Source organism: Marinobacter oulmenensis (assembly GCF_014201735.1).
GTDB lineage: Bacteria > Pseudomonadota > Gammaproteobacteria > Pseudomonadales > Oleiphilaceae > Marinobacter > Marinobacter oulmenensis.
This window is the reverse complement of the sequence record NZ_JACHFE010000004.1, coordinates 134356-156958: the sequence shown is the minus strand read 5'-3', so window position 1 is coordinate 156958 and position 22603 is coordinate 134356. Positions and strand designations below refer to the sequence as shown.

Below are 22603 nucleotides of genomic sequence, written 5' to 3'. Positions count from 1 at the left end.
CTGCCGGGTTTTTTTCTGTTAGACTCGCCCTCACACCGGATCGCGGTTTGTATCGCGGTGCCCGGCCACCATGTGATCTCTGGTATAGATCACCGCTGAACGTTCCATGAGGAGTTTATCCATGCCCGTCGTAACCCTGCCGGATGGCAGCCATCGCAGTTTTTCCGAAGCCGTTACCGTTCATGACGTTGCCGCCGATATCGGCGCTGGTCTGGCCAAGGCCGCCCTGGCCGGCAAGGTCAATGGTCAACTGGTTGACACCAGCTACCGCATTGAAAAGGACGTTGATCTCGCCATCATCACCGACCGTGACGACGAGGGCGTGGATGTTATTCGCCACTCCACCGCGCACCTGATGGCCATGGCCGTGCAGGAGCTGTTCCCGGAAGCCCAGGTTACGATTGGACCGGTCATTGATAACGGCTTCTACTACGACTTCAAGTATGAGCGGCCGTTCACCAACGAAGACATGGCCAAGATTGAGAAGCGCATGGAGGAACTGGCCAAGCAGGACATTCCGGTGTCCCGCTCTGTCATGTCCCGTGAGGATGCCATCAAACTGTTCGAGGACATGGGCGAGGAATACAAGGTCCGGATCATCGAGGACATCCCGGGCGATGAGGATCTGTCCTTTTACCGCCAGGGTGACTTCATCGACCTGTGCCGCGGCCCGCACGTGCCCAGTACCGGCAAGCTCAAGGCCTTCAAACTGACCAAAGTGGCCGGCGCATACTGGCGTGGGGACACCAGCAATGAACAGCTGCAGCGTATCTATGGCACAGCCTGGGGTAACAAGAAGGACCTCAAGGCCTATCTGCATCGCCTGGAAGAAGCCGAGAAACGGGATCACCGCAAGATCGGCAAGAAGCTGAACCTGTTCCATATGCAGGAAGAAGCGCCGGGCATGGTGTTCTGGCACCCGGATGGCTGGTCACTGTACCAGGAGATCGAGCAGTACATGCGGGGCATACTGCACAAGCATGGCTACCGCGAGATCAAAACACCGCAGGTGGTGTCCCGTACCCTGTGGGAGCAGTCCGGGCACTGGGACAAGTTCCAGGACGACATGTTCACCACCGAGTCCGAGAAGCACGATTACGCCATCAAACCGATGAACTGTCCCTGTCACGTGCAGGTGTTCAACCAGGGCCTGAAGAGCTACAAGGATTTGCCGCTGCGACTGGCGGAGTTTGGCTCCTGCCACCGCAACGAGGCTTCCGGTGCGCTGCACGGGCTGATGCGGGTGCGTGGCTTCACCCAGGATGACGCCCATATCTTCTGTGAGGAGGATGCCATCCAGGAGGAGGTCTCCGCCTTCATCGATCTGCTGCACGAGGTGTACCAGGATTTCGGCTTTACCGACATTCTGTACAAACTGTCCACCCGTCCGGAAAAGCGGGTGGGTTCCGACGAAGTCTGGGACAAGGCGGAAGCCGCTCTGGAGGAAGCTCTGAATCGGGAAGGTGTGGACTGGGAGCTGCTGCCGGGTGAAGGTGCCTTCTACGGGCCCAAGATCGAGTTCTCTCTGAAAGACTGCCTGGGACGGGTCTGGCAGTGCGGCACCATGCAGGTGGACTTCTCCATGCCCGGTCGCCTGGGCGCCCAGTATGTCGCCGACAATTCCGAGCGCAAGACGCCGGTTATGCTGCACCGGGCGGTTCTGGGCTCCTTTGAGCGGTTCATTGGTATACTGATTGAGGAGTATGAAGGGGCGTTCCCGTCCTGGCTGGCACCAACCCAGGTGGCGGTGCTCAATATCACGGATAAACAGGGCGAATACTGCCAGAATCTGGCGAAAAAGCTCGATTCTTCCGGTTATCGGGTAAATGCTGACTTGAGAAACGAGAAGATCGGCTTTAAAATCCGCGAGCATACCTTGAACAAGGTTCCCTATCTGGTCGTTGTTGGCGACAAAGAAGTCGAAAACAACGCCGTCGCTGTAAGGACTCGCAAGGGCGAAGATCTGGGAACCCTGTCGGTCGACGAGTTTGAACAACTGTTAGCAAAAGACGTCGAACGAAAAGGCAGAACCAAAACGGAGATCTGACTATCAAACAGCGAACGAATCGGGGTGGGCGTGCGCCCAAAGCGCCTATTAATGGCAACATTGACGCAACTGAAGTCCGTCTGATTGACGCCGAAGGCAATCAGGTGGGGGTCGTTCCCATTGAGGAAGCGCTGAAACACGCAGAAGAAGCGTCTCTTGACCTGGTTCAGGTTACGGATTCCGATCCGATCGTCTGTAAGATAATGGACTACGGCAAGAAGGTCTTCGACGAGAAAAAGGCCAAGGCGGCTGCCAAGAAGAAGCAGAAGCAGACGCAGGTTAAAGAAGTCAAGTTCCGTCCAGGAACTGAAGAAGGGGATTATCAGGTCAAACTACGCAACCTGGTACGTTTCCTTGAGAATGGGGACCGCGGCAAGGTCACTATCCGCTTCCGGGGCCGTGAGATGGCACACCAGGAAATTGGTATGAAGCTCATGAACCGGGTTGAGGAAGATGTGGCCGAGCTGGCCCAGGTAGAACAGCGGCCGAAAATGGAAGGCCGCCAGATGACCATGGTTGTGGCTCCCCGCAAGAAGAAGTGAACCTGATCCAATGACGGGTCCCCCGCAATGGCGGGGGATTTGTCGTTCAGGGGCACATTTGTTTTTAAAAATAGAATGCGGAGTTTTAAAAAATGTCCAAGATGAAAAGCAAAAGCGGAGCCACCAAGCGGTTCAAGAAGACCGCCAACGGCTTCAAGCACAAGCAGTCCTTCACCAGTCATATCTTGACCAAGAAGAGCCCCAAGCGTAAGCGTCAGTTGCGTGGCACCAAGCTGGTTGCCAAGTCTGATGTGGCCTCCATCAAGCGTATGATCGCCAACTAAGCACTCACTGGTTAAGAAGGATTGAAGTATGGCTCGTGTTAAGCGTGGCGTAATCGCCCGTCGTCGTCACAAGAAAATCATGGATCAGGCCAAGGGTTACTACGGTGCCCGCAGCCGTGTTTTCCGGGTTGCCAAGCAGGCGGTTATCAAGGCTGGTCAGTATGCCTACCGTGACCGTCGCAACCGCAAGCGTGCGTTCCGTGCGCTGTGGATCTCCCGGATCAACGCCGGCGCCCGCGCCAACGGTCTGTCTTACAGCCGTCTGATCGCTGGCCTGAAAAAGGCAAACGTTGAAATCGATCGCAAGGTTCTGGCCGATCTGGCCATGAACGAGCAGCAGGCGTTTTCTGCTGTTGTAGAGAAAGCCAAAGCGTCCCTGTGATCGCTTAAGATCTCTCAATCGATTGCTGATCGATCCGGCGTCCCGTGGCATCATGGTGACGCCTCCTGATAGGGGAAGGGCACGCTCTTCCCCTATTTTTGTTTTAACACCCCCATTTCTGGTTTGGAGCAGGGTCAATGGAAAACCTGGAGCAACTGGTTCAGGAAGGGCTCAAGGCGGTTGAAAGCGCCGACAGCCTGCAAGCGCTTGATCAAATTCGTGTGGAGTATCTTGGCAAGAAGGGAACGATTACCCAGCAGGCCAAGACCCTGGGCAAGCTGTCGCCCGAGGAGCGCCCCGCTGCAGGCCAGAAAATCAACGAGGCCAAAGGTCAGGTAGAGCAGGCCATCAACGCCCGCCGGGATGATCTGGAGAAAGCGGCCATCGAAGCGAAGCTGGCCAGCGAATCCATTGACGTGACCCTGCCGGGCCGAGGCCAGGATCTGGGCGGTCTGCATCCGGTGACCCGTACCCGCCAGCGTATCGAGGATATCTTCTCCCGGGCAGGCTACAGCGTCGAGCAGGGCCCAGAGATCGAAGATGATTACCACAACTTCGAGGCGCTCAATATTCCGGGGCATCACCCGGCGCGCGCCATGCACGATACCTTCTATTTTGACCCCGGTACCCTGCTGCGCACCCACACCTCACCGGTCCAGATCCGTACCATGGAAAAGGGCAAGCCGCCGTTCCGCATGATCTGCCCGGGCCGGGTTTACCGCTGTGACTCCGACATGACCCACACCCCCATGTTCCACCAGGTTGAAGGCCTGCTGGTGGAAGAAAACGTCAGCTTCGCGGATCTTAAGAGTACCGTCGAGGAGTTCCTGCGGGTGTTTTTCGAGCGTGACCTGAAGGTGCGGTTCCGCCCTTCCTATTTCCCGTTCACCGAGCCGTCCGCGGAAGTCGACATCGAGTGGGGCCGGGAGGCCGACGGCAGCATCAAATGGCTGGAGATTATGGGTTGCGGCATGGTGCACCCGAAAGTATTTGAACACTGCGGGATTGATGCCGAGAAATACCGTGGCTTTGCTTTTGGCCTTGGCGTTGAACGCATGGCGATGCTTCGCTACGGCGTGAACGACCTGCGGATGTTTTTCGAGAACGACCTGCGCTTTTTGCGCCAGTTCCGTTAAGCACTCCGAACACGCATTACGGCAATCAATCAACAGGCAAACCGCATCAGGACAAGGCATAAACCATGAAATTCAGTGAACAGTGGCTGCGCGAGTGGGTAAACCCGAACATTGGCTCCCAGGAATTGATGGACCAGATCACCATGGCCGGGCTGGAAGTGGACGGCTTTGAACCCGTTGCCGGCGAATTCAGTGGTGTGGTGGTCGGTGAGGTGGTGTCCGTGGAACCACACCCGGATGCTGACAAACTGCGGGTCTGTCAGGTCAGCGATGGCCGGGAAGCTGTGCAGGTGGTGTGCGGTGCACCTAATGTCCGTGAAGGACTGAAAGTGCCTTTTGCCGTGGTCGGCGCTGTCCTGCCTGGGGATTTCAGAATCAAGAAGGCCAAGCTGCGTGGTCAGCCGTCCCAGGGCATGCTCTGTTCGGAATCGGAACTGGCCCTGTCCGAGAATCACGATGGCCTGATGGAGCTGCCCGAGGATGCGCCGGTGGGGCAGGACATGGCCGAATACCTGAAGCTCAACGACATCACCATTGATGTGGACCTGACCCCGAACCGCAGCGACTGCCTGTCCCTGAAGGGCCTGGCGCGGGAAGTAGGCGTGCTGAACAGCGAAAAAGTGACCGCTCCGGCAATTAAGCCGGTCGAGGCGGTTCACTCAGAGGTGCCGGATATCCGGGTAGAGGCGCCGGAAGGCTGCCCCCGCTATCTGGGCCGCATCCTGCGCAATGTGAACCTCAGCGCGGCCACGCCGCTGTGGATGCAGGAGCGCCTGCGCCGGTCCGGTATCCGTTCCATAGATCCGGCCGTGGATGTGACCAACTACGTGATGCTGGAGCAGGGCCAGCCCATGCATGCGTTCGACCGTGACGAAATCAGTGGTGGTATTCTGGTGCGCTGGGCAAAATCGGCCGAGAAGCTGGTGTTGCTGGATGGCCAGGAAGTGGAACTGACCGAGGATACGCTGGTAATCGCCGATCACGACAAGCCCATCGCCATTGCCGGCGTGATGGGTGGGGAGCATTCCGGGGTCAGTGAGAAAACCCGCGACCTGGTTCTGGAAGCGGCCTATTTCGAGCCGATCGGGTTGGCCGGCAAGGCCCGGCACTACGGTTTGCACACCGATGCCTCCCACCGCTTCGAGCGGGGCGTGGACTATAACCTGGCCCGGGACACCATGGAGCGTGCCACACGGCTGCTGATGGACATTGTCGGCGGTGAGCCCGGAGAGATTGTTGAGGTGGCTTCCGACGCCCACCTGCCCACCGCGCCTGTGATCGAGTTGCGGGCCCAGCGTCTGAATGACGTTCTGGGTCTGGACATCGACCGGGAGACCGTTGAAGAGATTCTGACCCGACTGGGTCTGGGCATCGATAAACTCCACAAGGATGGCTGGCAGGTTGGCGTGCCCAGCTTCCGCCCGGACCTGGCGATTGAAGAGGACCTGATCGAGGAAGTCGGGCGCATCTATGGTTACAACAATCTGCCGGTCACCGAACCGGTGGGTTCGCTTGGACTGAGCGTTCGGGAGGAGGCGACACGCCCGGTATCAGCGATCTGCAACTACTTTGTGGGCCAGGGTTATCAGGAAGCCATTACCTACAGCTTCGTGGACCCGAAGGTTCAGGAACTGGTGGACCCGGAGCATGAGGGCATTGCTCTGGCCAATCCGATTTCCTCGGACCTGTCGGTTATGCGCACGTCGTTGTGGAGTGGTCTGCTGAAAACTGTGAACCACAACCAGAATCGTCAGCAACCGCGTATCCGTCTGTTCGAGACCGGCCTGCGTTTCGAGCAGACCAACGAAGGCATCGACCAGCAGCCAATGCTGGCAGGTGTGGTTGTTGGTAATCAGAATCCGGAAAACTGGGTAAACGGTCGCAGAACCTCGGATTTCTTTGATGTAAAAGGGGAACTGGAAAGCCTGTTCCGTCTGCTTGGTATTGAAGTGGATTTCATTGCCAGCGCCCACCCGGCACTGCACCCGGGGCAGACGGCGGAACTGATGCGCGATGGCGAGCATGTCGGCTGGTTGGGCACTCTGCATCCGCAAGTTCAGAAAAAGCTTGAACTTAATGGCACGATCCTGATGTTTGAGCTATTCTTGAATTCGATCGTTACCGGATATGTGCCTAATTTCAAAGCTATTTCGAAATTCCCGGAAGTTCGCCGGGATTTGGCTATCATTATCGGGAGCGATGTGGCGTTCGCGCAGGTTGAGCATGTAGCGCGCAAGCATGCTGGCGAACATCTCACGGCGCTACGTGTGTTTGATGTCTACGAGGGCGAAAATCTGGGTGAGGGCAATCGCAGCCTGGCGCTCAGTCTGTTCTGGCAGCATCCGGAACGCACACTTGGCGAAGACGAAGTGCATGAACGATTCAACGGGGTAATCGACGCCCTGGGTGAAGAGCTCGGAGCAACACTGAGGAGTTGAGACATGGCGGCTTTGACGAAAGCGGACATGGCAGAGCGCCTGTATGAGGAATTGGGCCTCAACAAGCGCGAGGCAAAGGAGATGGTGGAAGCTTTCTTCGACGAGATCCGGGGAGCCCTGAGTCATAACGAACAGGTCAAACTGTCCGGGTTTGGCAATTTTGATCTGCGCGACAAGAAACAGCGTCCCGGGCGGAATCCGAAGACCGGTGAGGAAATCCCCATCAGCGCCCGGCGCGTGGTGACCTTCCGGCCCGGTCAGAAACTGAAACAGAAAGTGGAAACCTATGCTGGAACCCAGTCATAACAACGAGCTGCCTGCGATCCCGGGTAAGCGTTATTTCACCATCGGTGAAGTGGCGGATCTGTGCGCGGTCAAGGCTCACGTGTTGCGGTACTGGGAGCAGGAGTTTCCCCAGTTGTCGCCGGTCAAACGCCGCGGAAACCGCCGCTACTACCAGCGGGCGGACGTGATCACCATCCGCCAGATCCGCAGCCTGCTGTATGACCAGGGTTATACCATTGGTGGTGCCAAGCAGAAGCTGAGCAGTACCGAAGTCAAAGACGATACGTCCCAGTACAAGCAACTGATCCGACAGATGATCACCGAACTGGAGGATGTCCTGGAAGTACTCAATACGCCATCCAGGTGATGTGAGGGGACGTGGAAATAAAAAAAGCCGGGGTGGAAAACACCCCGGCTTTTTTTGTGCCAGTTGGCCGACGACGCCGGTTTACTGGCCTTTCTTGCAGGTCTTGATGCCCAGAAGGCTGTAGGCCGGGCAGATGCCAACCAGCGCTGTTACCAGCGGGATAACACCTATCCAGCCCCAGGGTGTTTGCGGGCCGACAAACACCAGAGCAATCAGCACAACCCCCACGATGGCGCGAATGCCCCTGTCCACTGAACCCATATTGACTGTCATTGATGAACCTCCTTTCCCATGTAAGGTATGGTGGTACTTTAACCCGCCAGATTCGCGGCTTCAGTGATAAAGTCACAGAGCCCATGGCAGATATTCCAAGTAATGGTGTTTTCAGGATAACCAACATGGCCACTCACAGTATTTTCGATACCCTGGGCGACAGCCTGAAACAGGAGGCGCTGTCCGGTATCGGCGTCATGCAGTTTCCTGCCGGACAGGTGCTGTTCAGTGCCGGCGACCACTGTCGGGGGCTGCCTCTGGTTCTGAGGGGAACTGTGAAGGTTCAGATGACCGGCGTTTCCGGCCACAGTATTGTCCTGTACCGCATGGGGGCGGACGATATCTGCACGCTCTCGATTGGCTGCCTGATGACCGGGCGCGGGTACCGGGCGGAAGCCGTGGTCGAAGAAGACGCTGAGGCGGCCATGATTCCCCGGCCGCTGTTTGATGAACTGATGGGGCAGTCGGCCCGGTTCCGGCTAGCCATCATGGAATCCTACGGCCGTCGGCTCGACGATCTGATGCTGCTGGTGGAAGAGGTGGCGTTCCGGCGCATGGACGAGCGTCTGGAAGAATGGCTTCTGGCCCGTGCTGCGAAAGGTCAGCGAGTACTGACTGTGACTCATCAGGACGTGGGGGTTGAGCTGGGAACAGCCCGGGAGGTGGTCAGCCGCCTGCTCAAGGAGTTGGAGCGTCGACATCTCGTGCGACTCGCCCGGGGGCGAATTGAGCTGACCGGATTGATCGAGCGGTCAGTCACCTTGTAAGCCGTGCGTCGGGTGTGGTGACAATGCGCACTCGGTCCTCCCGACGATCACTGGGGGCGGGATTACAGGCCCCGGTCCTTGACGCTTTCCATGACCACGAAGGTGCTGGTCTGAAGAACATGGGGCAGGCTCGATATCTGTTCACCCAGTACCTGCCGGTATTCTGCCATGTTCCGTGTCCGAATTTTCAGCAGGTAATCGAAGTTCGCGGCCATCATATGGCACTGTTCAACTGCGGATATCCGGTTAACGGCTTCATTGAACGCGGTTAGCGCTTTGCTGCTGGTGTCGTTCAGGGTTACCTGCGCGAACGCAACGTGGGACAGGCCCAGCTTGGTCTGGTTGACCATGGCAGTATAGCCGGTGATGTAGCCCTGTTCCTCCAGGCGCCGCATCCGGACCTGACAGGGCGTTTTGGACAGGCCCACTTTGGACGCCAGGTCCGTCACCGTGATCCGGGCATTTCTCTGCAGTTCCCGGATGATGGAAAGGTCAATTCTGTCCAGCTCTGCCATGGCTGCTATCCTTTAGGGGTAGTCGGTCTGATTCTTTTTTTTCAGGAAATTTATCCAATTTTATAGAAATCACAGCCACATTGATATTTGGTTTTCTGAAAATAAAGGAAAATTGGTAATCCTATAGCTCGTTAAGAGGAAAAAGGTATAGGAGGGCTTGGCTAGAATGTGTCGGATATTCCAACAATCAGGAGGGTAGACCCATGACTCTGCACCCGTCTTCGGTACCGGAGCTTCAGGACCTGCGACAGGCCATTCGTGATAACTACCTGGCGGATGAGCATGACACCATCCATCGGCTGATTGCCGAGGCCCAGCTGTCCGAAGAAAAGCGCAAGGCGATTTCCGCCACGGCTGCAGAGCTGGTCCGCAGCGTTCGCGAGAACGCAAAACCCACGATTATGGAAAAGTTTCTTGCCGAATACGGCCTGACCACCAAAGAAGGGGTCGCCCTCATGTGTCTGGCCGAAGCGCTTCTTCGTGTGCCAGATAACCTGACAATCCATGACCTGATTGAAGACAAGATCACCTCCGGAAGCTGGGGGGATCACGTCGGTAAGGCCAAGTCCGGCCTGATCAATTCCGCCACGGTGGCCCTGCTGATGACCAGCAACCTGCTCAAGGACTCCGAGCGCCAGAGCGTGGGTGATACCCTGCGCAAGATGGTCAAGCGCATGGGCGAACCGGTGGTGCGCACAGTCGCTGGCCAGGCCATGAAGGAAATGGGCCGCCAGTTCGTGCTCGGCCGCACCATTGAAGAGGCCCAGGAGCGGGGCAAGGCCCAGGAAGAGCGGGGCTACACCTATTCCTACGATATGCTGGGCGAGGCCGCCCGGACAGACGCGGATGCCGTTCGTTACTTCGAGGCCTATTCCGAGGCCATCGACAAGATCGCCAAACGCTGCGAGGGCGATGTCCGCACCAATCCGGGCATCTCGGTGAAACTGTCAGCCCTGCTGGCCCGTTACGAGTATGGCCAGAAAGAGCGGGTAATGAACGAGCTGATGCCCCGCGCCCTGAAACTGGCGAAGAAGGCGGCGGCAGCCAACATGGGCTTCAATATTGACGCCGAGGAACAGGATCGCCTGGATATCTCGCTGGACGTGATTGAGGCCATCCTCAAGGATCCGGAGCTCGCCAACTGGGACGGTTTCGGCGTAGTGGTCCAGGCCTTCGGTAAGCGTGCCTCTGAGACCCTGGACTGGCTCTATGCGCTGGCTGAGAACCTGGATCGTCGCCTGATGGTGCGGCTGGTAAAAGGTGCCTACTGGGATGCCGAGATCAAGCGCGCCCAGGTCATGGGCCTGACTGACTTCCCGGTATTCACCCGCAAGGTCTGCAGTGATGTGTCCTACCTCAGCTGCGCCCGCAAGCTGCTGGCCATGACCGACCGCATCTATCCGCAGTTCGCCACCCACAACGCCCACTCGGTGTCGGCGGTGCTGGAACTGGCGTCCCATCTGGATCGGTCCCAGTTCGAGTTCCAGCGTCTGCATGGTATGGGTGAATCCCTGCACGATCAGGTGATTGAGGACAGCGGTGTGCCCTGCCGGATCTACGCGCCGGTGGGGGCCCACAAGGATCTGCTGGCCTATCTGGTGCGTCGCCTTCTGGAGAACGGAGCCAACAGTTCCTTCGTGAATCAGATTGTTGATACCAGCATTACCCCGGAGGAAATTGCCCGCGATCCCATCAATGCCGTGGTGGAGTTGGGCGATAACCTGTCCAGCAAGGCGATCGTGCCGCCGGCGCAGATTTTTGGCGAGCAGCGTCGTAATTCCAAGGGCTGGGATATTACCGACCCGGTCACCATCGCCGAAATCAACGAGGGCCGCGATCGCTATCGCAACCACCAGTGGCAGGGCGGCCCCGTTATGGCCGTGGATTCGGTCAGTGACCAGACCCTTGAAGTTCGCAATCCGGCCAACCCTGACGACCTGGTGGGGCGCATTACCCACGCCTCTGAAAAGGATGTGGATGCCGCGCTGGATGCCGCCCAGGACGGTTTCCGGGAGTGGTCGGTCATGCCGGCGGAAGAGCGCGCCCGGATTATTCGTCGGGTGGGCGACCTTTATGAAGCCAACGCCCACGAGTTGTTTGCCCTGACCACCCGTGAGGCGGGCAAGTCCCTGCTGGATGCGGTTGCCGAGATCCGCGAGGCAGTGGACTTCGCCATGTACTACGCGAACGAGGGTATCCGCTACAGGGATGCCGGCGAAGCCTATGGCGTGATGTGCTGTATCTCTCCATGGAACTTCCCGCTGGCCATCTTTACCGGACAGATCCTGGCCAACCTGGCGGCGGGTAACGCGGTGGTGGCCAAACCGGCCGAGCAGACCTCCCTGCTGGCGGTTCGCGCGGCCGAGCTGATGCACGAAGCGGGCGTACCCAGGGCCGCCATGCAACTGCTGCCGGGTGACGGCGGCACCGTTGGCGCAAGGCTTACCTCGGATTCCCGGGTGGCCGGCGTCTGCTTCACCGGCGGTACCGATACCGCCCAGATCATCAACCGTTCCATGGCGGAAAACATGGAACCGGACGCGCCCCTGGTGGCGGAAACCGGCGGCATGAACGCCATGATTGTCGATTCCACCGCGCTGCCTGAGCAGGTGGTCCGGGATGTGTTGGCCTCCTCGTTCCAGAGTGCCGGCCAGCGCTGTTCTGCCCTGCGCATGCTGTACGTGCAGAAAGACATTGCCGACGGGCTGCTGGAGATGCTGTTTGGTGCCATGGAAGAGCTGGGCATTGGTGATCCCTGGGAGCTGTCCACGGATGTTGGCCCGGTGATTGATGAGGAGGCGCATCGGAAGATCACTGAGCACTGCGAGAAATACGAACAGCAGGGCAAACTGCTGAAGAAAATCGACGTTCCGGGGGAAGGCCTGTTTGTCTCGCCGGCGGCACTGAAGGTGTCCGGCATTGAGGAAATGCAGGAGGAAATCTTCGGTCCGGTACTGCACATCGCCACCTTTGAGGCGAAGGACATCGACAAGGTGATCGACGACATCAACAACAAGGGCTATGGGCTGACCTTTGGCCTGCACAGCCGTGTTGACCGTCGGATCGAGCACATCTGCAGTCGTATCAAGGTGGGCAATGCCTACGTCAACCGTAACCAGATCGGTGCCATTGTCGGTTCCCAGCCGTTTGGCGGTGAGGGGCTCTCGGGCACCGGTCCCAAAGCGGGCGGCCCGCAATACGTGCGCCGCTTCATGAAAGGCGACCGTGTCGAGAAGCCGGCCCAGTCCAGCGACCAGGTGCTGAGTGCCGACAAGGCACAGACACTGATTGATCAGGTGGCCGGTATTGCCGCACCGGAGGCCGGCAATCGCAAGGAGTTGCTGGAGCAGTACTTCGGCCCCGTGCCTGATCCGCTGGATGAGGGCTACGAGGCGATGCCCGGACCGACCGGTGAGCAGAATCACCTGTCCTGCCATGCCCGTGGCGTGGTGCTGTGCCTGGGACCGGATGTGGATGCTGCCCTTGAACAGGCGGGCACGGCGTTGTCCCAGGGCAACCAGGTGGTTGTCATGGCGCCTGGGGCAGAAAAAGCCCTGGCGGCTGCCAGCAAGGCCGGCCTGCCGGTCGCTGCTGCCGATGGCGTGCTGGACCCGGACGCCCTGGCCACGCTTTCGGGCTTCACCGCCGTAGTCAGTGTGGCTGAAAAGCCCCTGCTGCGTCAGTACCGTCAGGCCCTGGCCAAGCGGGATGGTGCTCTGCTGCCGATCATCACTGAAGCCACACTGGATCAGCGCTTTGTGATTGAGCGTCATCTGTGTATCGACACCACCGCCGCCGGTGGTAATGCGAGCCTGATCGCTTCCGCGGAATAACGCGGGCCAGGCTTGAAAAGGGCGCCTTCGGGCGCCCTTTTTTTTTCAGGTTCAGGAAAACTGAACAAAGTCTGCGAAAACCTTCGTTTTCTTTTTCGTGAGCCTGGGGATAGAGTAAATGCACTTTCCAGAACACAGGGCATTGGGTCCCTGTGGCGAGAGTTCAGGACAGCCAGAGAGGATGCCAGACCATGTCGCTGAAGCTTCAGACCGTTATCTGCAGTACCCGGCCGGGAAGGATCGGCCCTTCCATCGCGCAGTGGTTTCATGACTACGCCACAGAGCAGGGCGGTTTTGACACCGAACTGGTCGACCTGGCGGATTTCCACCTGCCGGTGTTCGATGAGGCCAACCACCCACGTGCCCAGCAGTACGAGCATGACCATACCAAGGCATGGTCGCGGAGCGTGGACAGCGCTGATGCCTACGTATTCGTGATCCCGGAATACAATTTCTGCCCACCGCCCTCGTTCGTAAACGCCCTGAACTATGTCTACTTCGAGTGGAACTACAAGCCCTGTGCGTTCGTGAGTTATGGCGGTGTCTCCGGTGGTCTTCGTTCGGCCCAGACGGCCAAGCAGTTGGTCACTACGCTGAAAATGATGCCCATGGTCGAGGGGGTGATGGTTCAGATGCCGTGGAATCTGATGGACGACAACGGCCGGTTCCAGCCTGAAGGTGTACACACAGAGTCAGCTGACGGGACGCTCAAGGAGTTGGCCAAGTGGGCCGACGCGCTTAAAGCCATGCGTTAAACGCTGCATTCCGAACGTTCCCCAAAAAAGCCCGGGCCGAAAGGTCCGGGCTTTTTTTGTTCAGGCGATTGCCCTGGACTATGGTCGGCATAAAAAAGATATTACAGATGGGTATATGGTTATTCCCTAAAGTATGGTGTAGTGCATCTCCAATCAGCAAAGGCCACCTGTGGTGGCTTAATTCAAAGCAGGAGACGCATCATGTCCATCAAACTTGGTTCCACCGCACCGGATTTCAAAGTCGATACCACAAAAGGGGAGATCAGCTTCCATGACTGGATCGGCGATTCCTGGGTGTTCTTTTTCAGTCATCCCGCGGACTTTACCCCGGTCTGCACCACTGAAATGGGCCGCACTGCCCAGTTGGCCGAGGAGTTTGCCAAGCGGAATGTGAAGCCGTTGGGGTTGTCCACGGATTCCGTTGACGAGCACCTGAAATGGATCGACGACGTCAACGATACACAGCACTGTGACCTGCAGTTTCCGATCATTGCAGATCCGGATTTCAAGGTTGCCGGGCTGTACGAAATGATCCACGAAGGCGAGAGTGATTCCGCGGCGGTGCGCAGCGTATTCATCATCGACCCGAACAAAAAGGTGCGACTGACCATGACCTATCCGATGGCGGTTGGCCGCAACTTTGACGAAATCCTGCGGGCCATCGATGCGCTGCAGACGGGAGATGAAAACAGCTGCGCCCTGCCAGCGGACTGGCGCAAGGGCGGGGATGTGATTATCCCGCCATCCATCTCCGACGAAGAGGCCAAGGGTATGTTCCCGAATGGATGGGAAGAACTGCGCCCTTACCTGAGAATGACCCGGATCTGATCCGTTGTTCCCGCCCCGGCCAGCATGGCCGGGGTTTTTTATGCCGTTCCATGTGCCGGCCGGTTGCGGACAAACAGCAGTATCACCGCGCAGCCCACGGCGGCCATCGTGGCGTAGCCGCAAAGTATCTGCACCAGACTGAAGGTCTCGGACAGTTGACCGGCGATCAGTGTGGGCACTGCCGCCCCGGTATAGGAGGTGGCGTAGATCAGCCCCAGCACGTTTGCCCTCTGCTCGGCCGACACCCGGGAAACCACCGACTGGATGCTGCTGCTGAGAACCGCCCCCTGGGAAATCCCGGCACAGACACTGGCGACCAGGAACGGCACCAGCAGGCCCATGCTCAGCGTGATCACGATCCCGGTGACGGACAGGGTAAACGCAATCATGCCAACCCGCTGGCCATTGGCGGTGGAAAGCCGGCCCGCTAGATAGGCTCCGATGGGGCTGGGAGCCATGGTGGACGCAAATACAAGTGCGGCGGCAACGGCACTGGGGGAATTCAGGTATTCCATGGCCATGACCGGCCCGAAAGCCTGGTAGAAGCCGCCGATCCCCCAGGTGGGTACGAAGGTGAACACGCCCAGGCGGAAGGCGCGCCGGGCGGTCTGCGGCAGGCCGATTCTCGGTTTCAGGGAAGACAGTACGCCGGGCTTGGATGGAACGGTTTCCATACTCCGAACACACAATGCCAGACATACTGCAAGTACCCCCATGATCGCCAGATACGGTACCAGGCGGGGGTGGTTGCTCAGTTCAACCAGGGTGCCGGAGGTGAGCCCACCCAGGGTCAGCCCGGTCATGGGGCCGCAGCTGAGTATGGCAGGGGCTACCCAGGCGGGACGTTTTGGCTCGGTGTCGACCACCCAGGCTGCCAGAGCGGTTGACGCCAGGCCGCACGAAAGCCCCTGAAGCAGGCGGCCGATTAGTAGCGGCATAGCGCTGTGTATGGTCATGAACGATGCGGCGGCGAGCACCATCAGAGAAATGGTGAGGACGGCGCCGACCCGCCGGCCCAGATGGTCTGAGATGCGCCCGAAGAACAGCAGCGACGACACGGCACCGACGAAGTAAACCACCGAACTCAGGGACAGGTCCGTATAGGTCAGCCCATCCGCCGTGCGGTAAAGGCCGTACAGGGGAATAGGGGTGGCGGAGGCTGCATAGACGGCAATCAGCGAAACGGCCGCTGCGACAAAGGCTCCGGTTCTGCCAAAACGCTTCAACGGGGCGACTCCTGTCAGGGTTCGGTATGGAATGTGTCTGTCTGGACTGATGTGAAGATTGCTATATTGAAGCGACAGGCAGGGTAAACGGTAGAATAAACCTGCCTGTTTATTGCCTGATGCTATAGGTTTGGCGTTTTTCGAGTGATCCGGCGTGCCAGTGCTTAATCTGCCAGCGCCAGCACCGGACCGTTAAGCAGCGCCATAAGGTCGCCGAAATAGCCTGCTGACCGAGCGGGGCGTTCGGGATCGGAGGTGATCGCCACCGCCAGGTTGCGTTGGGGATGGGCGGCAATCACCTGACCTCCGTAACCACGGGCCAGCACGTAGCCGCTGTCGGTGATAAACCAGCCATAACCATAGCCCATGCCGGAATAGGGTGATTCTCCGCGGGGCACTATGGAGGCTTTTACCCAATCCTCGGGAATGATCTGTTCATCTCCATAACGACCCTGGTCCCGCATCATGACCGCCAGTGACAACATGGCCCGGGGCGTCAGTGCCATGCCGTTGCCTCCGAGATAGTACCCCTGTGGATCCCGGACCCAGGGCGGAACACGAAAGCCCAGTGGTTCGCCCAGTCTCTGGCGTGTCAGTTTCAGCAGGCTCAGTCCTGACGCCTCTGTAATGGCCGCACCCAGGACATGAGTCGTTCCGGTGGAATAGATCATGCGGCCACCGGGATCGGCAACCATCGGGCGGGTCAGTGCGTCTGCCACCCAGTTGGATGAGTTGACCCAGGCGCCGTAACGTTGGCCGGACGTGCTTTCAAGGCCCGCCTGGAGGGTGACCAGGTCCTGCATGGTCAGTTCGCCTACCCGGTCGGTGGCATCAGAGGGCACAATAGACGGCGCGACATCGACCAGGCGGCTGTGGACGGAATTGATTTCGCCCCTGGCAATGCAGGTGCCCAGTAATAGCCCGACCAGACTCTTGGAGCAGGACTTGATGTAGGCCAGCTCGTCCAGTCCCGGGCCGCGCGGGGCCTGCGCGGCCAGCGTCCGATCACCGAGCTGAACCTGGATCGAGTGCAACTGGCCAAATGACGTCAGTGCCCGCTCAATGGTCAGATCGCGCTGTGCTAGCGAGAAGGGCGCAAACGGAACAGCCAGGCCGGCAAGGGCCAGTCGGGTGAAGGAACGGCGGTTCATCATTGGGGCGATACCTGTCCGGTTTGAATACTGGGGTGGAGGGGAGCCAACGAGGGCAAGCCCCCACCGCTGATCACATCATCAATGGTGGCAGGCGTTGCTTCAAGTCCCGGGAAAGGCGCGGGACCGAGAGTATTGACGTTCGGTCTGCTATGTTGGAGCTTTGTGAGTCGTACCCAAGGTGTTGGAGCGGTCATCCATTGGATAATTACCTCCGGAAAATTCTGAATGGTGTGCCCATCAACTATGAGGCTTTCCTAAAGAGGCTGCCCAAGCGATTCAGGAACCGGCAGAGGGATATCTTTACCGCCTGCAAGGTTAGCGCCAATCGGTGGGTTGTAACCATTGACGACGAATCCGCCTTTGCTGATTTGTTGCATCTCGCTGAGGCACCGGTTGATCGGGTGGACGCAGCCAAGAAGGGGAACTCCCACCGCCAGGGTACGGGTGTGAGCTTTGTCCTGGCGTACCATCGAAGGCTCCGTTCGCCTCGACCGGATGTAGTGGTGATCACTGGTGAGTCAGTGGATATAGGGTTTCAGCCAGCATCACGGGTACTTGTTGTCGAGAATGAGCAGAACTTCTATCGGTACGTCCAAACACTGACGTATGTCAGCCGGATGCTTGGTCAGCATCTAAATTTGACTGATTGTGATGTGGTTTTTGGCGCCGGCAACCGAATCACCAGGGGGGTGGTTCTCGACTGGCTGGCAGGTTACCAGGAAGTACTGTGCGCTTTTGATTACGATGCCGGCGGATTACAGATGTTCAGCACGATCTCGGCCAGGCTCGGTGAGTCGGCTCACTTTGTTCAGCCGGACGATTGGAGCCCCTGGCTGGAGAGTTTTCTCAGGGTTCCCGATTCCACGGATCGGTACGTAACTGCTTTGCGCCTCGCTGATAGCCTTGGTTTTGTTAATCTGGCAAAGGCTTTTCGCAGTACGGGAAAATTTATGGAGCAGGAGGTGCTACTGGCGAACTGACGGTGGTTCTGGATGCCTGGATACAAAAAAGCCAACCCCGAAGGATTGGCTTTTTCGTTTTCTGATTGGTCGGGACGGCAGGATTTGAACCTGCGACCCTCTGCACCCCATGCAGATGCGCTACCAAGCTGCGCTACGCCCCGTCAACTCGCTAACCACCGGGAAAACAGGTTTGTCTCAGTGGCTTAGCGGGAGCGAAGTCTACACGAGCCCACCGTAAAAATAAACAGGCCAGTGGTGTTTTTGCGCTGAAAATCAGCGCAGCTTGGTCTCCCGCAGGTTAAGGATGAACTCGGGCGGATTGAAGCTGCCGGGTTCCGCGTCGTGCCAGTACTTGTCGTAAAGGTCCAGGCCGGTTTTTCCCTCCAGCAGGGCGCCCGGTTCCAGGAACGGGAACAGGTCCATGTAGGAGTGCACTTCGGTTTTCGAGACCCGGCGGATGATGTGTTCCGGGCCCAGTTCCGAGGGGTGTTTCAGCCCGGAGGCCTGCAGCAGGTTCTGCAGGGCATCAAGGGTGTTGCGGTGGAAGTTGTAGACCCGCTCGCTTTTCAGCGGTACGTCGAGCTTCTCGCCCCGGCGCGGATCCTGGGTGGCGACGCCACTGGGGCATCGGCCGGTGTGGCAGTTCATGGCCTGGATGCAGCCCAGGGCAAACATGTAGCCGCGAGCCGCGTTGCACCAGTCCGCGCCGAGGGCCAGGGTGCGGGCAATGTTGAAAGCGGAGGTGATCTTGCCCGCAGCGCCAATGGCGATGTCTTCACGCAGGTGCGTGCCCACCAGGGTATTGTGTACCAGTACCAGCGCTTCGGTCATGGGCATGCCCAGGCGGTTGATGAATTCCAGGGGGGCGGCCCCGGTGCCGCCTTCGCCGCCGTCGACAACGATGAAGTCCGGTTTGCGACCGGTTTTCAGCATCGCCTTGACGATGGCGAACCACTCCCAGGGATGGCCGATGGCCAGCTTGAAGCCGACGGGCTTGCCGCCCGAGAGATCCCGCAGGCGGTCAATGAACTCAAGCATTTCAATCGGCGTGGAGAATGCGGAATGGCTGGCCGGGGAGACGCAGTCCTCTCCCGCGTCGACGCCCCGGGCCTCCGCGATTTCCGGTGTTACTTTGGCACCGGGCAGAATCCCCCCATGCCCCGGTTTGGCGCCCTGGGACAGTTTGAGCTCTATCATTTTTACCTGGTCGAGGGTCGCATTCGCCTGGAAACGCTCGGGATTGAAACTGCCATCGGGGTTGCGGCAGCCGAAATAGCCGGAGCCGATTTCCCAGACCAGGTCACCGCCGGGCTGGCGGTGGTAGCGGGAGATAGAGCCTTCGCCGGTATCATGGTAGAAGCCACCTTTTCTGGCTCCGGTGTTCAGCGACAGGATGGCATTGGCCGACAGGGAGCCGAAACTCATGGCAGAAATGTTGAAGACGCTGGCCTTGTACGGTTTTTCACAGTTCCGGCCGATTTCGATTCGGAAGTCGCTGTCCTGAATATCAGTGGGCGCCAGGGAATGGTTGATCCATTCAAAACCTTCTTCATACATCTGCAGCTGTGAGCCGAAAGGGCGCTTGTCCAGAACATCTTTGGCTCGCTGGTAAACAATGGAGCGTTGCTCCCGGGAGAACGGGCGCTCTTCGGTGTCGGACTGAATGAAGTATTGTCGGATTTCCGGCCCGACGGCTTCGAACAGATAACGGAAGTTGGCCATGATCGGGTAGTTACGTCTGACCGTGTGCGGTCTTTGAAACAGGTCCCAGGTGCCCAGCGCAACAAGGGCGGCAAAGATCAGCGGGAGGGCGTACCAGCCGTCAAGCCAGAGGGCGAGTGGCAGTGTCACTAACAGCCCGGCAATGCTGATGACGTAGGCAGTGTAGCGAAGGGGAACGGTGGTGGTCTTGGCCATGTGCACTCCTGTGCCGTTGGTCGTACTCGATATTGTCAGGGCGCCAGTATAACCGCCAGAACCGGCCAGGTGACCACCCGTCGGATTTTCCGGAAATTTCCCAATTCCCTAAACTTGGCTATCTTGTCTTTTGAGAATGATATCTCTAATCAACTTTGATGTTTTGAGGTCAAAGCAATAGACTAACGCGTTCTTAACGTTGGAATTTGCGTTAAAAAGTCCTAAATCCGAATCCGTATTCGGCGAAATGAGTCGAAATCACACCATAATGGAGGCGCCAAACGTGGGCGAGGTAGTGAAAGACGAATATCAGACGGATTACGTCGCAGGGCAGGATAATATCCAGGTTCTGGGTATGGACCTGCACAACTGGGTGTTCCCGGTGTCGGCATTGATCGTCATTGCCTTTGTCATCGGTACCCTGATTTTCCCGGGGCAGTCCAAAGAACTGCTCGACGGTGCGAAATGGGACATCATTGCCACTTTTGACTGGTTCTTCCTGATCAGTGCCAACATCTTCGTGGTGGTCTGTCTGGCCCTGATTTTTATGCCGGTGGGCAAGATTCGCCTGGGCGGCCAGGATGCCAAGCCGGAGTTCTCCACCATGTCGTGGTTCGCGATGTTGTTCGCGGCGGGTATGGGTATCGGCCTGATGTTCTGGGCAGTTGCAGAGCCGACCGCCTACTATACCGGCTGGTACAAGACGCCTTTCAATGTTGCGGCTAATTCGCCGGAAGCGGCGGACCTGGCCATGGGTGCAACCATGTACCACTGGGGTCTGCATCCCTGGGCGATCTATGCTGTGGTTGCTCTGTCACTGGCGTTCTTTGCCTTCAACAAGAACATGCCGCTGACCATCCGCTCAGCCTTCTTCCCACTGCTGAAAGACAAGGTCTGGGGCTGGCCGGGACACATCATTGATGTGCTGGCGGTTGTGGCGACCATTTTCGGTCTGGCGACCTCTCTGGGCTTTGGTGCCCAACAGGCGGCTTCCGGTCTGGATTACCTGTTTGGTGTTGGCTCCGGCATCAATGTGCAGATGGGTATCATCGTGGGTGTGACCGCGGTTGCCCTGATCTCGGTGGTTCGCGGCCTGGACGGCGGCGTCAAGATTCTCAGTAACATCAACATGTCCGTGGCAGCCATTCTGTTGCTGTTCGTGGTGTTTGCCGGGCCAACCATGTCCATTCTGGAAACCCTGTGGGTGACGTCCTCCAGCTATGTGACTAATGTTCTGCCACTGAGTAACCCGTTCGGTCGTGAAGACGAGGCCTGGTTCCAGGGCTGGACTGTCTTCTACTGGGCCTGGTGGATTTCCTGGTCACCGTTCGTTGGCATGTTTATCGCCCGGGTTTCCCGTGGCCGTACCGTTCGCGAATTCATCACTGCTGTTCTGGTTATCCCGACTGTGATCACCGTGGTGTGGATGAGCACCTTTGGCGGTACTGCTCTTGAGCAGATTCAGGATGGTATCGGTGCGCTGGCCGAGGAAGGTCTGACAGACGTTTCCCTGGCCATGTTCCAGATGTTCGCCAACCTGCCGCTGACTGGCATCATCTCGTTCGTCGCGATCGTGCTGGTCATGGTGTTCTTCGTGACGTCTTCTGACTCCGGCTCTCTGGTGATCGACAGCATCACCGCTGGTGGCAAGACGGACGCACCGACTACCCAGCGTGTGTTCTGGGCGGTGATGGAAGGTGCGATTGCCGCGACACTGATCTTTGGCGGTGGTTCTGATGCCCTGGGGGCGATTCAGGCCACGGCTATCAGTGCAGGGCTGCCGTTTACGGCCATCCTGCTGGTCATGACCTGGGGGCTGCTCAAGGGCCTGAGTCATGAGCGTCGCCTGCTGCTCGCCAGAGGCGAGATGAGCTAAGGCAAAATGCCATGATTGGCAAAAAAACCGGGGCTTCGGCCCCGGTTTTTTTATGGCTGAAGATTGCCCTCGGAGGCGGCAAAGGTGCTCATGGCGTAGCGCACCCGTTCCATGGGGCTGAAGTGAGGGCGCTTGAGGGATTCGATGTTTTTCAGTCGCGGCAGCAGGCCGCGGCCGTTGGCCATCTGGATGGCCAGCCCGGGCCGGGCATTGAGTTCCAGCAGCAGCGGCCCCTCATTTGCGTCCACCACCAGGTCCACCCCCATGTAGCCCAGGCCTGTTGCTTCGTAACAGCGGGAGGCCATTTCCAGCATCTGCTCCCAGGCGTCAATGTGGATGTTATCCAGCGGCAGCCCGGTGTCCGGGTGCAGTGTCGCCGGGCGGTTGAACTGGACAGCATTCAGGCTCTTGCCGGTGCCGATATCCAGGCCCACGCCGACCGCCCCCTGGTGCAGGTTGGCCTTGCCGTCGGAGTCGGTGGTAGCCAGTCGGAGCATGGCCATCACCGGGTACCCCTGAAATACCACAATCCGGATGTCCGGTACGCCCTGGTGGGAATACCGGGCCAGGTCCGGAGAGGACTGGACCAGGCTTTCGACAATGGCTACATCGGGTGAACCGGCGAGTGAATACAGGCCGGCCAGAATGTTGGTCAGATGGCGTTCCAGAACGGAAACGCCAACCCTGGCGCCCGACGCTTTGACGTAGTCTTCGTTTTCCCGGCCGGTAACCACGGTGATGCCCTTGCCGCCGGAACCCTTGGCCGGCTTGATGGCAAAGCCGGGCATGCCCTCGACAATCTGGCGGAAGTGGGAAATTTCATGCTGCTGGCGAACCACCTGCAGCAGCTTGGGCGTGGTGACGCCGTATTCGCGGACCACCAGCCGTGTCTTCAGCTTGTTATCCACCAATGGATACGAGGAACGGTCGTTGTACCGGGCAATGTAATCAACATTGCGCCGGTTCATGTTGAGCATACCCAGACGTTTCAGCTTGCGTGGAGAGATCCAGTCCAT

General features: G+C 58.4%; 20 protein-coding genes and 1 tRNA gene. 14 read left to right on the top strand and 7 right to left on the bottom strand.

The features are described from left to right. Window positions 1–121: 121 nt before the first annotated feature. The 8 genes from thrS to HNR38_RS09025 all read left to right on the top strand — a co-directional run bounded on the left by thrS (window position 122) and on the right by HNR38_RS09025 (window position 7481). On the top strand, window positions 122–2047 hold the full coding sequence (gene thrS, locus HNR38_RS09060) for a threonine--tRNA ligase (protein WP_183702552.1): 1926 nt from the start codon (window positions 122–124) through the stop codon (window positions 2045–2047). Continuing rightward, complete coding sequence (gene infC / locus HNR38_RS09055; protein WP_183703343.1) at window positions 2044–2589, top strand: translation initiation factor IF-3; 546 nt, start codon at window positions 2044–2046, stop codon at window positions 2587–2589. The genes thrS and infC overlap by 4 nt, the downstream gene beginning before the upstream one ends. 92 nt (window positions 2590–2681) lie before the next feature. Beyond that, on the top strand, window positions 2682–2873 hold the full coding sequence (gene rpmI / locus HNR38_RS09050) for a 50S ribosomal protein L35 (RefSeq protein WP_091702036.1): 192 nt from the start codon (window positions 2682–2684) through the stop codon (window positions 2871–2873). 28 nt (window positions 2874–2901) lie between these two features. Next, window positions 2902–3255, top strand: coding sequence for a 50S ribosomal protein L20 (gene rplT, locus HNR38_RS09045; RefSeq protein ID WP_183702549.1), 354 nt, complete (start codon window positions 2902–2904; stop codon window positions 3253–3255). A gap of 137 nt (window positions 3256–3392) precedes the next feature. Further along, window positions 3393–4391 (top strand): phenylalanine--tRNA ligase subunit alpha, encoded by a 999-nt coding sequence (gene pheS, locus HNR38_RS09040; RefSeq protein WP_183702546.1) that lies wholly within the window; start codon window positions 3393–3395, stop codon window positions 4389–4391. 65 nt (window positions 4392–4456) lie between these two features. Further along, window positions 4457–6829, top strand: coding sequence for a phenylalanine--tRNA ligase subunit beta (gene pheT / locus HNR38_RS09035; protein ID WP_183702543.1), 2373 nt, complete (start codon window positions 4457–4459; stop codon window positions 6827–6829). Window positions 6830–6832: 3 nt separating this feature from the next. Beyond that, window positions 6833–7135 carry an integration host factor subunit alpha gene (gene ihfA, locus HNR38_RS09030; RefSeq protein ID WP_183702540.1) on the top strand — a complete coding sequence of 101 codons (303 nt, stop codon included), beginning with the start codon at window positions 6833–6835 and terminating at the stop codon, window positions 7133–7135. After that, window positions 7116–7481 carry a MerR family transcriptional regulator gene (locus HNR38_RS09025; RefSeq protein ID WP_183702535.1) on the top strand — a complete coding sequence of 122 codons (366 nt, stop codon included), beginning with the start codon at window positions 7116–7118 and terminating at the stop codon, window positions 7479–7481. Before ihfA ends, HNR38_RS09025 begins: the two co-directional genes overlap by 20 nt. 81 nt (window positions 7482–7562) lie before the next feature. Here the strand turns inward: HNR38_RS09025 and HNR38_RS09020 are convergent, their stop codons facing one another. Then, window positions 7563–7754, bottom strand: coding sequence for a YgaP family membrane protein (locus tag HNR38_RS09020; protein WP_183702533.1), 192 nt, complete (start codon window positions 7752–7754; stop codon window positions 7563–7565). Window positions 7755–7879: 125 nt separating this feature from the next. Between HNR38_RS09020 and HNR38_RS09015 the strand changes: the two genes are divergently transcribed. Further along, window positions 7880–8521: a Crp/Fnr family transcriptional regulator gene (locus HNR38_RS09015; RefSeq protein ID WP_183702531.1), complete on the top strand. Its 642-nt coding sequence runs from the start codon at window positions 7880–7882 to the stop codon at window positions 8519–8521. A 62-nt stretch (window positions 8522–8583) separates the two neighbouring features. Here HNR38_RS09015 and HNR38_RS09010 read toward each other — a convergent pair whose 3' ends face one another. Further along, window positions 8584–9036: an Lrp/AsnC family transcriptional regulator gene (locus HNR38_RS09010; RefSeq protein WP_183702528.1), complete on the bottom strand. Its 453-nt coding sequence runs from the start codon at window positions 9034–9036 to the stop codon at window positions 8584–8586. Between the two features lie 203 nt (window positions 9037–9239). On the opposite strand from HNR38_RS09010, the gene putA reads away from it, so the two are divergent. From putA to HNR38_RS08995, 3 genes are all read left to right on the top strand, one after another. Further along, entirely contained in the window at window positions 9240–12869 is a 3630-nt protein-coding gene (gene putA, locus HNR38_RS09005; protein ID WP_183702525.1) for a bifunctional proline dehydrogenase/L-glutamate gamma-semialdehyde dehydrogenase PutA, read from the top strand. 191 nt (window positions 12870–13060) lie between these two features. Next, window positions 13061–13624 (top strand): NADPH-dependent FMN reductase, encoded by a 564-nt coding sequence (locus HNR38_RS09000; RefSeq protein WP_183702522.1) that lies wholly within the window; start codon window positions 13061–13063, stop codon window positions 13622–13624. A gap of 201 nt (window positions 13625–13825) precedes the next feature. Then, a complete protein-coding gene (locus tag HNR38_RS08995; RefSeq protein ID WP_183702519.1) occupies window positions 13826–14452 on the top strand; it encodes a peroxiredoxin in 627 nt (208 codons plus the stop codon). Window positions 14453–14490: 38 nt separating this feature from the next. Here the strand turns inward: HNR38_RS08995 and HNR38_RS08990 are convergent, their stop codons facing one another. Then, window positions 14491–15678, bottom strand: a complete 1188-nt coding sequence (locus HNR38_RS08990) for an MFS transporter (RefSeq protein WP_183702516.1) — start codon at window positions 15676–15678, stop codon at window positions 14491–14493. 164 nt (window positions 15679–15842) lie between these two features. Further along, window positions 15843–16832, bottom strand: coding sequence for a serine hydrolase domain-containing protein (locus HNR38_RS08985; RefSeq protein WP_183702513.1), 990 nt, complete (start codon window positions 16830–16832; stop codon window positions 15843–15845). A 197-nt stretch (window positions 16833–17029) separates the two neighbouring features. Here HNR38_RS08985 and HNR38_RS08980 point away from each other — a divergent pair, with 197 nt between their 5' ends. Beyond that, window positions 17030–17812, top strand: coding sequence for a DUF2220 family protein (locus HNR38_RS08980; RefSeq protein ID WP_183702510.1), 783 nt, complete (start codon window positions 17030–17032; stop codon window positions 17810–17812). Window positions 17813–17878: 66 nt separating this feature from the next. On the opposite strand, the gene HNR38_RS08975 is transcribed toward HNR38_RS08980, so the two are convergent. Further along, window positions 17879–17955: transfer RNA gene (locus tag HNR38_RS08975), tRNA-Pro, on the bottom strand. A 112-nt stretch (window positions 17956–18067) separates the two neighbouring features. Then, a complete protein-coding gene (locus HNR38_RS08970) occupies window positions 18068–19711 on the bottom strand; it encodes an FMN-binding glutamate synthase family protein (protein ID WP_183702507.1) in 1644 nt (547 codons plus the stop codon). 283 nt (window positions 19712–19994) lie between these two features. On the opposite strand from HNR38_RS08970, the gene HNR38_RS08965 reads away from it, so the two are divergent. Next, window positions 19995–21587, top strand: coding sequence for a BCCT family transporter (locus HNR38_RS08965; RefSeq protein ID WP_183702504.1), 1593 nt, complete (start codon window positions 19995–19997; stop codon window positions 21585–21587). A 50-nt stretch (window positions 21588–21637) separates the two neighbouring features. Here HNR38_RS08965 and HNR38_RS08960 read toward each other — a convergent pair whose 3' ends face one another. Further along, on the bottom strand, window positions 21638–22603 hold the full coding sequence (locus HNR38_RS08960; protein ID WP_183702501.1) for an alpha-L-glutamate ligase-like protein: 966 nt from the start codon (window positions 22601–22603) through the stop codon (window positions 21638–21640).